Source organism: Rhodococcus sp. NBC_00297, assembly GCF_036173065.1.
In the GTDB taxonomy this organism is placed as follows: Bacteria; Actinomycetota; Actinomycetes; order Mycobacteriales; family Mycobacteriaceae; genus Rhodococcoides.
Genome location: NZ_CP108041.1, coordinates 3,324,312 through 3,340,646 on the forward strand (window position 1 = coordinate 3,324,312; position 16,335 = coordinate 3,340,646).

The window sequence follows — 16,335 nt, forward strand, 5'->3', positions numbered from 1 at the left end:
GATGACAGGATCAGCCGGGTGACGTCTGCCTCGGTAACTCGATCTCCTTTCACCGCAGCACCCGGTTCGATCGTCGAGGTGCGAGACGAGGAGTGGTTGGTCACCAAGGTCGAACCAGTGTCTGACGGTTTCGTTGTCGACGTCATCGGCCTCAGCGAACTGGTTCGGGACACGTCGGCGCGGTTCGCCACAGGACTCGACGACGTCGTGGAGGTCGAACCCACTGCCGTCACCATCGAGGCGGACACGTCGGAGCGTTTCCGCCGCGCTCGTCTGTGGCTCGACGCGATGGTGCGGAAGACTCCGGTACCCATTTCCGAGCCGGGTCTGACCACCGCGCACCGCGGTGTTGCTCGTCCACTGGAGTACCAATACAAGGCGGTGCGCCAGGCTCTGCACCCGGACAAACTTCGGCCCAGAATTCTGCTCGCCGACGCTGTCGGGCTGGGCAAGACGCTGGAAATCGGCATGATTCTGTCCGAGCTGGTGCGGCGCGGTCGCGGAGATCGCATTCTGGTCGTCACGCCGAAGCATGTTCTGGAACAGATGCAGATGGAGCTGTGGACGCGTTTCGCACTGCCGTTCGTTCGCCTCGATTCGGCGGGTATTCAGCGCATCCGGCAGGTTCTCCCTGCAACGAGGAACCCGTTCACCTATTACAAGCGGGTCATCATCTCGATCGACACTCTCAAGAGCGACCGCTACCTCGAACACCTGCGCAAGCAGGAGTGGGACGCGGTGGTGATCGACGAGTCGCACAACGTCACCAACACCGCTGCGCAGAACAACCGCTTGGCGCGCCTCCTTGCGTCGAAAACCGACGCTCTCATCCTGGCGTCGGCCACGCCGCACAACGGGCGTGAAGAGTCGTTCGCTGAATTGGTGCGGATGTTGGACCCGAGTGCGGTGCTGCCGTCGGGTGAGCTCGATTTGGATCAGGTTGCGCGGCTGGTGATTCGTCGCCACCGCCACCACCCCGACGTGGCAGGTGAGGTCGGTTCCGACTGGGCCGAACGTCAGCCGCCACGGAATATCACCGTTCCGGCTACGGCGGCAGAGGATGCAGTGGCGCGTGAGCTCGAAGACGTGTGGCTGTGGCCAGGAGCCGGTGGATCACCCTCGTCGAGCACATCACGGCTGTTTCCCTGGGTGCTTGCGAAGGCCTACTTGTCGTCGCCCGAAGCGCTGGTGCAGTCGCTCCAGCAACGTCGTCGCCGCATGGACATGAACGACGAAGCGCAGCGGCGCGAAGCGAAGGCGCTCGACCGCCTCCTCGAACTCACTGCCCAGCAAACCATTCGGCAGTCTGCGAAGTACCAGGCACTCCTTGCGCACCTGAAGGAGATCGGTGTGTCGGTGGCCACGGAGACGCGGGTAGTGGTGTTCGCCGAGCGGGTCGCTACCTTGACTGCACTGCACGACGCGCTGGCGAAAGACCTGCGCATGACCGCGTCCTCGGGTGATGAAGTAGGGCAAGTAACGGTGCTGCACGGTGGCCTCAGCGATGTCGACCAGCAGCGCGTGGTGGAGTCGTTCAAGCTGGCGTCGTCACCGGTGCGAATCCTGGTGACCGGCGACGTGGCATCGGAGGGCGTGAATCTTCACGCTCGGTGCCACCATCTCGTGCATTACGACATCCCGTGGAGCCTGATCAGGATCGAGCAGCGCAACGGCCGCATCGATCGGTTCGGCCAGCGTGAGCGTCCGCAGATCGTGACACTGCTTCTCACTCCCTCGACGCCGCGCTTCTCCGGAGACCTGCGTGTGTTGACTCGGCTGGTCGAGAGAGAGCACGAAGCGCATCGCGCGCTGGGTGAATCGTCCTCCCTCATGGGGACGTATGACGTGAAGGCCGAGGAGGAGGCGATCCGCCAAGTCTTGGCGGGGGAGTCGACGCTGGACGATGTAGTGAAGTCCGTCGACGACATTGCCACCGGCGGCGGAATCGAGGGTTTGCTGGCTCAACTCGCGCAGGGGTCAGTTGACGAAACCGAGGAGCTTCCAGCAGTCACCACCACTGTCGACGGCGCGTCGGGCCTCTACGCCACCGACGTCGACTTCCTGTCGGCCGCTCTGGATCAGGTGCTCGACACCCCCGGTAAGCCTCCGCCCAGCGGAGTTGCGTGGACTCGTCACCAGGGGAGCCTGGCCAGTCTGGTGCCGCCTCGCGACTTGGCGCAGCGGTTGCGAGTCCTGCCGCAGTCGTATTTGAAAGCTCGGCGCATCGACGAGCGATTCGTTCTCGCGCTGACCACGTTGAAGGGCGAGCAGGAGCTGGTGGCCGCCAGGTCGGGAGCATCGTCGTCCGCGTGGCCGGAAGCGCACTATCTCGCACCTCTGCATCCCGTGCTCGACTGGGCGTCGGATCGGGTGCTCGCCGAGCTGGGCCGGCGGAGCATCTTCGCGGTGCGCGGCGGCGTGCCGTGGCTGACCGTTCTGGTGCAGAGCACACAGACCAACACCCGCGGCCAGGTGGTCGGTGCCTCTTGGTACACCGTCGGGTTCGGTGATGTCGGAGCGCCTGAGGCCGCGATGGTCACCCCGTATCCGTCCTTCGCCGGTGTGATTGCCGCGCTGAACATCGCCGATATCAATGCGGGTGACCTCGACGGTGTCGCGGCTCTGCAACCCTTGGTCGCCGCCGCGGTGCGAGGCGCCGACGCAGCGGCGCAATTGCAGTCCGACGCGATCGTCGCCGAGACTCGTGCACGAATGGACGACTGGGTTGCCCGGACCGATCGATGGGAGCGTGAGCGTAGTGCCGCGAAGACGTTCGGCGATCTCATTGCTCGCGCCGACGCGGTCGAGCGCGAGAAAGTAACTGCGACGAGTATGAATCCGGATCGGCGTCTGGTACGCCCGCTGCTCATGGTTGTCCCCGTCGGTGACGACGTCTCCGCCTACACCACCACTGAGGAGGCCGCTCGATGAGTTCGGCAACAGATGCATTCGTTCTCGGAGAAGAGTTCGTCAGCGAGCACTACTTCACCACCGACGCCACCTCGCAGTCGTTCCACGCCAAAGTGCTGGCCGTGCGGAAGGAATGGGACACCGTCCGCGACGAAGGCCACGCGACACCGCGCACCCGATTCGTCGAACAACGCGCCGCGTTGTTGCGGACCATGCTTCAGTTCGGGGAAAACTCGGACCGGTCGGTCGTCGAATCCCTTTACGGCACAATTTTGGACGCGCTCGGATACACGGGTGGGTCGCAGTTCGAGGTTGATCGCGTCGGTGCGACCGACACCGAACGTGGCCCGGTTCTAACAGTGAAGGCGCGCGGGCTGATAGGGCCGGCGCCCCTGGTCATCGTCGAAGCCGACGCGAACCTGTCTGTCGAGCAGCTGCTCGCCCGCGACGAGAAGAGTCTGCTGACGCCGTTCCGTCCGAACATCGACGATTCGGAGACGCTGTACTCGGTGGCGAAAACGGTCTCGAATCTGGTAACGGACGACGATGGACCCCAGTTCGTACTAGTTCTCGCTGGTTCGACGGCGCTGCTGACCGCTCGCGGTCGTTGGCCGGAAGGTCGCTATCTGGCAGTCGATCTCCGCCTCGTCGCCGAGCGCGCCGACGACAAGCGCGGCGGCGAAACAGATCGTGCGCTGGCATGCCTGTCCGCTGATGGCTTGGCCCCCAACGCCGAGGGTGATCTGTGGTGGGCCTCGGTCATCGCGGAATCCGCCAAACACACCGTTGGTGTGTCGAAGGATCTCCGAGAGGGCGTGCGACTGTCCATCGAGATCATCGCCAACGACGTGGTGGCGCGACGCCGCGACGCCGGTCTCGACCAGCTCTCGTCGGTGGAGGCGCGCGATCTGGGAAGCCAATCGTTGCGTCTGCTGTATCGGGTGCTGTTTCTGCTCTATGCGGAGGCAAAACCGGAATTGGGCGTTCTCCCGGTAGGCGACCCGACGTATTCGGCCGGCTACAGCCTCGACCGGCTACGCGAACTGCTTCTCGTTGACTTGGTGACTCCGCGCGCAGAGAGCGGCACACACCTGTTCGACTCCTTGGGCTTGCTGTGCCGCCGAGTCGATCAGGGATACGACGGCGGAAGCGACGCCGCGAGCTTAGCCGAAGGTTTGGTGTTTCGGCGGCTCGAGGCAGACCTGTTCGCGGACAGCGCGATTCCTCTCATCGACGAGGTGCGGCTGGGGAATGCGGCGATGCAGCGCGTGCTACGGCACTTGCTGCTGAGCAAGGAAGTGAGGGGCCGCGACCGCGGGTTCATCTCTTACGCCGAACTCGGAATCAATCAGCTCGGAGCCGTATACGAAGGTTTGATGAGCTACACGGGATTCCTGGCCGAGGAAACGCTGTACGAGGTAGCGAAGAACGGCGATCCGTCCAAGGGCACGTGGGTGGTGCCGGAGCGGCGAATCGACGGTGTTTCGGCTGAGGACTACGTCCGGATTGTCGACGAGCACTCCGGGGAGCTGGTTCCCGTGCGCCACGAGCGGGGGACTTTTGTCTTCCGTCTCGCCGGCCGCGAGCGCCAGCAGTCCGCGTCGTACTACACCCCCGAGGTGCTCACCCGATTCACCGTGGGACAGGCCCTCGCCGAGCTGCTGGACCAAGACGGTGAAACCACGTCGGCTGCGGACATTCTCGGAATGACGGTATGTGAGCCGGCTCTCGGATCTGGCGCATTCGCGGTCGAGGCTGTCCGTCAGCTCGCTCGCGAGTATCTGGTGCGGCGTGAGCGTGAACTGAACGAGAAAATTGACCCTGAGCTGTACCCGATCGAGCTGCAGAAGGTTAAGGCGTCGATAGCGCTTCACCAGGTGTACGGGGTGGATCTTAATGCCACCGCTGTCGAGTTCGCCGAAATTTCGATGTGGCTGGACACCATGGTCCGCGATCTCGAGGCGCCTTGGTTCGGCCTACGGCTTCGGCGCGGTAATTCACTGATCGGTGCGCGCCGGGCATTGATTCCGGGTGCCGAGCTGCGGTCGCGCGGCTGGCTGGATGCCACACCGGTCGACGTTGGACTGGCCGACGTCATGCCGGGTGAGCAAATTACCGCACCCAAGAACGGGATTCACCACTTCCTCGTACCGACCAGTGGGTGGGGCTCGACGGTGGCTGCGAAGGATGCCAAGGAGCTGGCTCCCGAGCACCTGGCCGGCGTGAAAGCGTGGCAGAAAACTCTGCGAACGTCTCCCACCGCCAAGCAGGTGACCACCTTGGTCGGTCTCGCCGCTCGAGTCGAGACTTTGTGGCTGCTGGCAACTCGACGGTTCGAGATCGCCGAGGCCCAGGTCGCTCGTGACCTGCACCTGTGGGGCGCGGCCCCCGCAGAGCATCCCGCAGGGCCCGTGGTTACCCGTGCGGTGATCGAGGCGAGCCTCGCTGACCCCGACGGTGCGTATCGGAGACTTCGTCGAGTGATGGATGCGTGGTGTGCGCTGTGGTTTTGGCCGCTGGTGGACAGTGAGGCGACCGTCAACGGGGTAGTTGTTGCGCCGCCGACCTTGGCGGAGTGGGTCGATACGCTGACCGATTTGCTCGGCAGTCCGATTGCGAAGACCACCCGTGAGAAGCGTGACGGCCAGATGAACCTCTTCGACATCCGTACTTGGACCGACTTGGACACGGCTGAGGGATTTGATCGGACCCTATCCGGAGCACGCCCTGTTACCGATGTTCTGACAGATCGGCCGTGGTTGGCTGTTGCCGAGCGAGTTTCGCAGCGGCAAGGATTCTTTCACTGGGAACTCGACTTTGCGTCCGTCTTTCGACGTGGTGGATTCGACTTGCAGGTGGGGAATCCGCCGTGGGTGCGGCCGAGGTCGGATGTCGATGCGCTGCTGTCCGAGGGTGACCCCTGGTTCTCGCTCGCAACGAAGCCGACCCAAGCGGAGTACAGATTGCGTCGTTCGGCGGTTCTGGAGGAGGAGGGCATCCGAGATCTTGCGGTTGCCGGAACCTCAGAAGTTGCCGCCGTCGCAGCTTTTGTCGGAGATCGGCGGCAGTATCCGCACCTGGACGGTCTTCAACCGGATCTCTACCGATGCTTCATGGAACGAACGTGGCAGCACCGATCATCCTCTGGAATCGTCACCCTTATTCACCCCGAGTCTCATTTCACTGATGAAAAGGCCGGGTTTCTCCGTGAAGCCACGTACGCGCGGCTTAGACGGCACTGGCAGTTTGTGAATGAGATGGCACTGTACGAGATTCACAATCTGGTGACGTTCGGCGTTAATGTATATGGGCGGCAGAACGATCCTGGATTTCTATCGGCAGCCTCGCTATATAGCCCTGACACGGTGGACCGATCGCTGATTCACGATGGCACTGGCGTCGAACCGGGTTTAAAGGACCCTGACGGCAATTGGGACCTTCGACCCCATGCCGGCAGAATCATCACCGTCGACGACACCGTGCTCGAGTCGTGGAAGAACGTGCTCGAAGATGCCGGTGTTCCCGCGCGTCGTTCCCGCATGGTGTACACCGTGAACTCTTCAGCCGCGGCGGTCCTCGAAAAGCTTGCGGCCGCGCCGCGGGTCGGTGAACTTGGATTGCTATTTTCGCCTGGATGGCACGAGAAGAATGACCGCACCAAGGGATATTTCGACTCGAGCTGGGGTGCGCCGGAATCCTGGGATGATGTCATCTTGCAGGGACCACATATTCACGTCGGCAACCCGGCGTACAAGACCCCGAACTCGACAATGAGCAGTAACAAGGACTGGTCGCCGGTAGATCTGGAAAACCTTCCTGCCGATTGGATTCCCGCGACGTCGTATAAGCCGTTGGGAGAAAGGAGTCGATACGACGCAGCTTACACTTCTTGGCAGATCCCTGACGAGGACGGACTTGTGCGAACTGTCCGGGCAGTGGACTGCAACCGCGTGGTATGGCGCCGAATGGCGGCCAATACTGGTGAGCGCACACTCATTTCGGCGATGTTACCGCCAGGTCCGGCTCCTCTGTACACACTTTACTCGGTTGCACTGCCGCAACGCTCGGTCATCGACCTGGTCGCGATTGGAGCGATAATGACATCGCTGGTTGCCGATTTCGAGGTTCGGTCCGTTCCAAAGTCAGACTTACTATTCTCGACAATTACGCGTCTTCCATGGATTAGCGACCAGCGTATTCGTCTAGAATGCGCAAAACTGTACGGGCGCCTTGCTTTCGTAGGTTCAGTCTTTAATGGGCTGCGAGAGGACCTTGCATCTGCTTTGCAGAGTAGTGACACCGTGCCCTCGTCCGCGCGAGTAGACGACACTGCCCCAACCGCTGTCCAGAGCGTCCCGCAACGGTATATTTCCAATCCAGCAAGTCGCCGACAGGCGCAGATCGAAATTGACGCTCTCGTCGCGTTCGGTCTCGGGGTGACTGCCGATGAACTATGTGCTACCTACCGAACCCAATTTCCCGTCTTATTCGGCTACGACCGGAAGACGTACCTGTACGACTCGAACGGTCGGCTGGTCCCGCAATCGGTATTGGTAGAATGGCGCAAGAGGGGTGACTCCTTATCGCTTGATCAGCGGACAGCCACGAACGCATCGGGCAACACCTACGTCTATGAGCTGCCATTCCAGTTCCTCGACCGTGAGAAGGACATGCGAGAGGCGTACGCAGTGTTCGAGCGCCGATTTGGCATCGGTGGTAGCACACCCCCTATAGCGCAGAAGTCCACTCGGGCTGAAGGCCGTTGATGTCGGAGCTACTCCCGCTCGCACAAGCCGATCGAATCGCCGCAAGTCTGATCGATTATCTCGGAACGACTTTTGCACTGTCCGACCCCGACGCGCGGCGCACCCTCGACGACTTTCTGTCCGACCCGTCGAACGGCATGTTCCGTGGACCCTATCTGCGGCTGCGCCTTCCCTTCCGGCCTGCCGCTGACGGTTGGCGCGATAATTTGGAGTGGTACGAGGGCTTTCCGCCCTATGGCCACCAGGCCGCGGCGTTCGAGCGCCTCAGCTCGTACGGCCCGGACGGTACAGACGTGCAACCCCGGCCGACCCTTGTCACCACCGGTACGGGCTCCGGCAAGACCGAAGCGTTTCTGTACCCGATCCTCGATCACGTGCAGCGCGCGAAGCGTCGCGGTATCACCGGTACCAAGGCGATCATCCTTTATCCGATGAACGCGCTGGCCAATGACCAGGCCGGGCGCCTCGCTCGAACCATCGCCGGCAACACTGCATTAGCCGGGGTTACGGCCGCGCTCTACACCGGCGAGGCGGGAGACGAGCGCACCGTCGTTTCCGCTGACGGACTCATCACCGACCGAGACGTCATACGCAGCGTCGCCCCCGACATCCTGCTCACCAACTACAAGATGCTCGACCAGCTTCTACTTCGCAGTGCCGACGCAGGATTGTGGCAACAAAGCGCCCATAGTCTGCAGTACCTGGTACTCGACGAGTTTCACACCTACGACGGTGCTCAAGGGACCGACGTGTCGATGCTCCTTCGCCGACTAGGCATGACGCTCAGCGCTATTCGCGGTGAAAAGGCCGACGCGTCCGTCGATATGTCGTCGAGCCCGCTGGGGACGATCACGCCGATCGCCACATCGGCAACCCTAGGAGACAGCAACGATCCAACGGCGATGCTGGATTTCGCACGAACCGTCTTCGGGCAACAATTCTCCGACGATGCCGTCATCACCGAATCACGCCTCTCCCTGGACGAGTGGAGGTTCGGCGGTGGCTCGGATCAGCTCGGCACCGCTCCGCCACCGTTGGCCGCCATTGATGACGACCTCGTCGTCGCCCTCGCGGATGCCGGCGCGCGTCGGGATCCGGCGGAGGTCACCGATGCGGTCTGTCGCGCGCTGACTGGCGATGTCCTCGGCACGGACGGTGTCCTGGAATTGTCCGATCCGCTGGCCATCGTTCGTGCACACCCTCTGGTGGGTCGTCTGGTCGGCAGATGCGCGGCAGCCGTCTCGGTCGCCGACCTTGCCGAATCCGACCTCTTCGCGCCAGACGACGGTTCGGACACCTTCGCAGTCGCCACCGGAAGCGGCTCAGGGTGGTCCGGCTCTGAAGTCGGACCACTGCAACGCCGGGTCGCGTTGGGCGCACTCATCACGGCACTCAGCCATATCCGCGCCGTTGGTCCGAATCGACACGCTCTGTCGATCGACGTCCACCTCTGGATTCGTGAACTCACGCGTCTCGACAGGGCTGTCTCGGATGCCCCGTCCTTCACCTGGAGCGACGACGGCATTCTCGTCGATGCGCTGGGCGGCGACCATGACACTGCGCCCTCGCTTCCCGCGGTGTACTGCCGCTTGTGCAACCGGTCCGGGTGGGGCGTAGTCCTCGCGCCCACGGGAACCGATCTCGACACAGATGAAGCGACCATCCGCCGACGTCGTGCCGCCAACGACGACCGTTTCCGTGCGCTCATCCATGCCCCCGCCGAGGGCGATCTCGGTGCGGATGCTCCCGTCCCTGTCCAGGAACCCGGGGACACATCACGGCTGGCGTGGCTCATTACCGCAGAGCGGCGCATCGTCACGGCACGGCCCGACATCGCCACTCTCGCTGAAGGTGGCGCAGTTCCGGTCCTCGTCGACCTGGGCGCCGACGCCGGAACCAACGCGGTGCGCGACGTGTGCCCGTCCTGCGGGCAGCGAGACGGCATCCGTTTTCTCGGATCGGCCATTGCCACCATGCTGTCGGTGTCGCTGTCAACGATGTTCGGAACACCCGACCTCGACTCGGCGGAGAAACGCGCATTGGTCTTCACCGACAGCGTGCAGGATGCCGCACACCGGGCCGGATTCGTCCAAGCCCGATCTCGATCGCTGACGCTGCGAGCTCTCATCCGTCGGGCCGTTCCGGAGGATGGTCTCGACCTTGAATCATTGGCCCAGACGATGATTTCGGACGCTGGGGACGACAAGCATGCCCGGTACCGCTTGCTGCCGCCGGATCTCGCCGACCGTGACGAGTTCGCGATGTTCTGGACGCGCCCCAAGCTTGCCCAGGTGGGCACATCACGGTCGCGGGTGGCCAAGCGGCTGCTGCTCGACCTCTCATTGGAATTCGGTCTCAGATCCACCGTGGGCCGGACGCTCAGCCGCACCGGGACTGCCGTGGCCGAGGTCGCCGTCCCAGTCGTCACCCTGCGCACAGCGGGGCGGGCGGCGGTCGAATCCGCCGGATTGCAGCTGACATTCGACGAGGGACCTACGGACGAGCGACTGGTCCGCTGGGCACGCGGGGTGGTCGAACACATGCGACTGCGTGGAGCAATTGCTCATGTGTGGTTCGAGAAGTTCCGCGCCGAGGACGGCGCGCGCTGGCGCGTGACGGGCGGGCGGCCCCGCGGCGACGGCATGCCCGCATTCGGTCGAGGTAATTCCGCACCCGGATTCCCGCTGATCGGCAAACTCGAGCGAAGTGACTCCGACCTCGAACCAGTAGCCGCAACCCGTGGATGGCACGCTCAGTGGGCGGCGAAAAATCTCGGCGTGACACGCGCCGAGGGCGCCGGCATTGCGCGTCTGCTGGTCGAACGGCTTGCTCGCGATGGGGTCCTCGGCGAGCTGGCCACCGCCACCGGAAACCGCACGTTTGCGCTTGCACCCAGTTCCATTGTCGTGCGGCCGCTCGACACGGTCGCGATCGCAGCGGAGTCCGCCTCGTTGATCTGCTCGGTATGTGGGGACGTCAGTGTGCTCGGTACCAGCGCCACCGCGCAGCTGATTCACGGACCCTGTTTCCTCGATCGGTGCAGCGGCACACTCGAACCGCATCCGATCGCCGACAACTTCTACCGGGAGATGTACCGAGACAACGATGTACGACGCGTAGTGGCGCGAGAACACACGTCACTTCTCGACGACGAGACACGTCTGAGGTACGAGTCGGAGTTCAAGGCGTCCGATCCCGAGCCGGATGCGCCGAACGTCCTGGTGGCAACCCCGACATTGGAAATGGGAATCGACATCGGCGACCTGTCTGCGGTGATGCTGTCATCGCTGCCGAAGTCGGTGGCGTCGTATGTTCAACGAGTTGGCCGCGCCGGTCGTCTCACCGGTAATGCACTGGCTCTCGCCTATGTCACCGCGCGGGGTGATCAGCTTCCGCGGTTCGCCCGCCCGGACACTACTATCAACGGGTCCGTCAGACCACCTGCGACGTATCTCGATGCCGAAGAAATTTTGCGGCGTCAGTTTGTTGCCTCGGTCGCGGACCGCGCGGCACGGCGGTCGGATCGGATCCACCCCCGCACCATCTCCGAGGCGCTGGGAGCGACCGGTCCGGAGACCTTCATCGGACAGCTCATCTCGGACGCGGAAGCACACGCCGTCGACTACGTCGACGAATTCCTTGCCGGTTTCCCCAGCCTGGACCCCGACGTCGCAGCGCGGCTGCGGGCTTTCCCCGAAGCGACGCACGGACCGGGAACGAGCGAGCTCGCGGAACGCGGCCACAGAGCATCCACCGAATGGAAACACCGGGTGGAGACGCTGCTCCATCGGAGCAAAGCCATCAATGCGAGCCTCAAAGAGCTTGGCCAGCAAGCCGGAAACTCGGCTGCGACAGACGAAGACAAGGCTGCCTACCGCACTGCGCGGGTCTCTGTGGGGCTCGTCGCGAAGCAACTGTCGTCGCTGCGGTCGCAATACTGGATCAGCGCGCTCGAGACGTTCGGGCTGCTACCGAATTACACGCTTCTCGACGACTCGGTAACGCTGTCCGTGGCGGTCCACTGGGTCGACCCGGCGTCGGCGGAATGGCGTCAAACGGACTTCGAGCTCAAACGTGCTTCTGCGCAGGCGCTTCGAGACTTCGCCCCGGGCTCCACCTTTTACGCCGGCGGCTACGCCATCGAAATCGATGCAGTGGATCTCGGCGTCGACAACGACGCCATCCGCACGTGGGCATGTTGTCCGGCCTGCGGATTCATCGCGGAACTGCATATCGACCGGGCGGCGCCCACTACATGCCCGCGATGCGGTAGCGCTGCGATCGCCGATACCGGCCAGACGCTGCCGGTTATCGAACTGACCAGCGTGTCCGCCGTGATTCGTCGGGACGAGGCTGCCATCGACGACAGCAGGGACGAGCGCAACCGCACGCCGTACAGCATCGTCACGGCGGCAGATATAGATCCGAGCCGCTACGCACGTCGGTGGTTCGTCGACGATCTCGGTTTCGGTGTCACTCACCGGCGCGACATGACGATTCGATGGATCAACACGGGGAGCAGTCGCACCGGCGGGTCATCCCGTCAATTGGCCGGATCCGAGGTCGAATCAGGCATGTTCCGGGTGTGTTCGGAATGCGGAAAGCTCGACACCGACACTCGGCAGAACCATCCCAGGGAACACCGCCCGTGGTGTTCGTTGCGGAAGGCTGCAGAAGAGTCGACTACGACATTGGCGCTTGCGCGATCCCTGACAACCGAGGGCATCGTCCTGCGGCTGCCACCGTCGATCACCTGGGGTGACTCGTTTGCCGTGCCCTCGCTGTCGGCTGCCTTGCTCGTCGGCTTGCGTGAGCGCATCGGCGGCGAGCCGGACCACCTGCAGGTGGTCGTCGTGCAGGTTCCGACCACGTCCGGATCGGTAGTCCCGGGATTGTTGCTGCACGATGTCGTGCCCGGCGGGACCGGATATCTGGCCGACCTGGCCGGCCCCGAGAACATCTGGAACGTACTGCGGTTGGCGCACGACGTGGTTGCCAGGTGTCCTTGCGCGGGTGACGGCAAGCTGGCGTGCGAGAAGTGCCTGCTGCCGCTCGCAGCCCCGTCGGAGGTGCGCTTCACCTCGCGCAGCGCCGCCGAGCGACACCTCAGAACGCTGCTCGCCGGCCGTGAACTGACACCCGACGACGACGCAGCTCTACCCGCGGCAATGCCGTGGGTGATAGTCGATGACGAACCGGCCGACGATGATCCCGAATCTGCGCTCGAACGTAGGTTCCGTACCGAATTCGCCCGACGCCTCGACGCCCTAGGCGCCAATGTGTCGCAGACGCCGTCGGATCGCGGGATCGTTCTCACGATTTCGCTCGGCCCTGGCAACCGGTGGACACTTCGCCCCCAGGAGAATGTGCTCGGATCCAAGCCAGACTTTCTCCTGACATCCGCCAACCCCGGTGTCCCGCCGACGGCGATCTTCACCGACGGACGACGCTGGCACGCCACCGCGACACACAACCGCATTGCCGACGACGCCGAAAAGCGTCGTAATCTTCGCGACGGTGGGTACCAGGTTATAGCGGTCACCCATGAAGATTTGCAAGACAACTCCGTGGTCAGCGGTGCGCTGCGTCGTGAACTCGTCCCGGGGGTCCTGCGCATCGCGGGCGACACCCTGTCGAAGAGCTCCCTCGACCTGGTGTTCGGTACCGCGCTCGATTTGCTCATCGCCTGGGTCCAGAACCCCACCCCTGCCCCGAGGCGAGCACTTGCGCAACATCTTCCGATCCTCGCCGTCAGTGCCGTGGCGGCGACGGCCGTCCGATCGGGCGGAGGGTCGCCCGCCCAGCTGGCGCTGGATGCGCTCGACGGCGGAGCAATCACCCATGCAGACGGTGACACGTTCGTCTGGCGGTCGGCAACACTAGCGGTGGCGATTCGCATCCCCGGCGGTGGACATCAAGAGTCGGAAATCGCCGTCGTTCTCGATGACAGCGACGACGTTCTGGGCGACAGCTCGGTAGATGCCTGGCGTGAATGGTTGTTGTGGTCGAACCTGCTTCAGCTGCGGACCAGAGCGGCCGCCATCAGCTCGCGCCGTCACCTCGCATCGGCGTCGATGACGATCGGTGTCGATGACACAACTGCCGAGACCGCGGCTGCCACCGGGTTAGATCCGGCGTGGCAAGCAGTGTTCGACGAGGTCACCGACGTCGCCAAGTCCTTTGTGCTGGCACTCGCCGCGGCCGGTGTTCCCGTACCGGTGGTCGGCGAGGAAGTGAATGGGCTTCCCATCGAGATCTCCTGGCCGAAACAGCACATTGCAAGCAACTTTGACCTCAACGACCGCGACCGGCAGGAGCTGAGGGATGCCGGATGGACCATCGTCTTGCCTGACGCCGAGATTGCCGCGGCCGCACTCGACGCCGTAACGAATGGGAGCAGCTAATGCCGCAAATCGTCCTAGGCGACATGAACAACATCGACGGCAGTGTGCAGAGAAAGGTGTTTGCCTTCCTCCAGAAACTGATGCAATCGCACGCGTCGTCCGGCCTGCACATCGAGCCGATGGCAAACTCGGCCGACCCTCGTGCTCGTACGGGTCGCGTCGACAATTTCTGGCGTGCTGTTCTATTCGAGATCACCGACCCCGACCGCGACCGACTGTTCGTGTTCGTCGGCGCCTACCCCCACGACGAAGCCATCGAAATCGCCAGAACCCGACGGTTGGCTATCAACCCACGCAACGGTATCGCCGAGATTTCGTACCAGCCGGAGCGAGTTGCGGCGGCAAGTGCTGCGGTACCGGCGCCGTCTGCGCTCAAACCGGTCGACGATCGAACACTGCGCTCACGGGGGTTTGCGCACGAGGATCTCACTGCTCTGGGAATGGACAGCGCTTTCGCCGACGGAGCTCTAGAGATCGGCGACGAGGACGAGATCCTCGCCTACGCGCAAAAGGCGCCAGCGAAATGGCAAGGCGAGGCATTCGTCGACCTCGCAACCGGAACTGCACTGTCGGACGTTCAAGATCGTTACGCGCTTCGACTCGAGATTCCCAAGAAGGGGACCGAAGACGAGCGTCTGATCGCCGCCCTGAAACACCCGGCGGCTCGGATGCAGTTCGCGTTCGTTGAGGACAACGACGAGCTGCGTGCAGCCATCGAGGCAGCCGACTTCGCCGCGTGGCGGGTGTTTCTGCATCCCGAGCAGCGAGTCTGGGTCGAGAAGGATCAAACCGGCCCGTTCCGGCTGACCGGTGGTGCAGGCACGGGCAAAACCGTGGTGCTCCTACACAGGGCGAGATACCTGGCTCAACGCAATCCAGCGGCGCGAATAGTGCTCACCACATTCAACCGAACTCTTGCCGACAGTCTTGTCGAGCAACTCAAGCTTCTGGATCCGTCACTGCCGATCGCCGCCGACGTCGGGCAACCAGGGATTTTCGTGGCCAGTGTCGACAGCATCGCTGCGCGGGTCCTGCATCGCCACAAAGGGGACCTCGACGGAACCGCGGATGACCCCGGGCCGGTCGGTCGTGTTCTGGGCCCGCGAACATCAGAACTTTTCGGCCGCCGGATCGACGACGCATGGAAGAACGCCATTGCCGTCGGTGGGGTCGATCTTCCACCAGAGTTGTCGATTCCGTCGTTCTTCGAAACTGAATACAGCCTTGTCGTTTTGCCACACGGCATCACCGAACGCGACGGATACCTCAGGGTGCGGCGCGGGGGCCGAGGTGTGTCCCTCAACCGGGGAAAGCGCAACGCAGTGTGGGATGTCATCGAAAGCTATCGCTCCGGCGCAGCCGCATCCGGATACGCCGACTTCGAGGAGAAAGCAGCGATCGCGGCCGAGGTTGTCAAATCCGTCGAGGGCGGGTTAGCCGATCACGTGATCGTCGACGAAGCGCAAGACCTCACGCCGAGTCGGTTCAAGCTGCTTCGCGCGCTGGCACCCGCCGGCCCCGACGATTTGTTTTTCGCCGAAGACGCTCACCAGCGCATCTATGGCCAGAAGATCGTTCTCGGACAACTCGGAATCAAAATTGTCGGTCGATCTCGACGGTTGACGTTGAACTACCGCACGACTCAGCAGAACTTGCACTACGCACTCGAGGTGCTGACCGGAGACGATTTCGTCGGCCTCGAGGGTGACAGCGAGAACGCTGCCGGCTACCGATCCGCGAGGACGGGCCCGACGCCCACGACTGTCCAGGCCGAAAACCTATCGGACCTCTACGACAAAGTTGCGGAGCAGATTCTGGCGTGGGGCGGAGGCGAGACGTCCTCGATCGGGCTTCTCGCGACCGCGAACAAAGAGGCCTCTGCGCTTCCGCGCGCGCTCGGGGAGCGTGGGGTTACAGCCACATTCGTCGACAACACCAGCAAATCGTCATCAGCCGGCGTGCAGGCAATGACCATGTACCGCGCCAAGGGCATGGAGTTCGCCAACGTCATCCTGGTCGGCGTGAGTGCGAACGCCATGCCACGGGACTACATCATCGCCCAGTTGCCCGAGGGGGACCGGGACGACGCGCTTCAGCGGGAGAGATCGCTCGTCTACGTCGCCGCAACCAGAGCCAGAGATGAGCTGGCCGTCATGTGGGTGGGGGAGAGAAGCAGTTTGGTGCCCAGCGGTCAAGCGTTGTGATCAGGTCGACGCAGTTGAGTAACCCATTGGTCAGGGTCACGACCGATTCAG

The 16,335-nt window shown here is 63.2% G+C and carries 4 protein-coding genes; all 4 read left to right on the top strand.

Going from position 1 to position 16,335, the window contains the following annotated elements; all coding sequences use genetic code 11:
• The first annotated feature begins 96 nt into the window (after window positions 1-96).
• From OG947_RS15715 to OG947_RS15730, 4 genes are read left to right on the top strand one after another with little or no spacing between them, the layout of a single operon-like run.
• Window positions 97-2,931, top strand: a complete 2,835-nt coding sequence (locus OG947_RS15715; protein WP_328812282.1) for a helicase-related protein — start codon at window positions 97-99, stop codon at window positions 2,929-2,931.
• Window positions 2,928-7,676 (top strand): DNA methyltransferase, encoded by a 4,749-nt coding sequence (locus OG947_RS15720; protein WP_328812283.1) that lies wholly within the window; start codon window positions 2,928-2,930, stop codon window positions 7,674-7,676. The genes OG947_RS15715 and OG947_RS15720 overlap by 4 nt, the downstream gene beginning before the upstream one ends.
• Window positions 7,676-14,080 (top strand): DEAD/DEAH box helicase, encoded by a 6,405-nt coding sequence (locus tag OG947_RS15725; RefSeq protein ID WP_328812284.1) that lies wholly within the window; start codon window positions 7,676-7,678, stop codon window positions 14,078-14,080. The genes OG947_RS15720 and OG947_RS15725 overlap by 1 nt, the downstream gene beginning before the upstream one ends.
• A 23-nt stretch (window positions 14,081-14,103) precedes the next feature.
• The gene (locus tag OG947_RS15730) at window positions 14,104-16,284 is read left to right on the top strand and encodes a 3'-5' exonuclease (RefSeq protein WP_328812285.1); all 2,181 of its coding nucleotides are present in this window, start codon (window positions 14,104-14,106) and stop codon (window positions 16,282-16,284) included.
• Window positions 16,285-16,335: the final 51 nt, after the last annotated feature.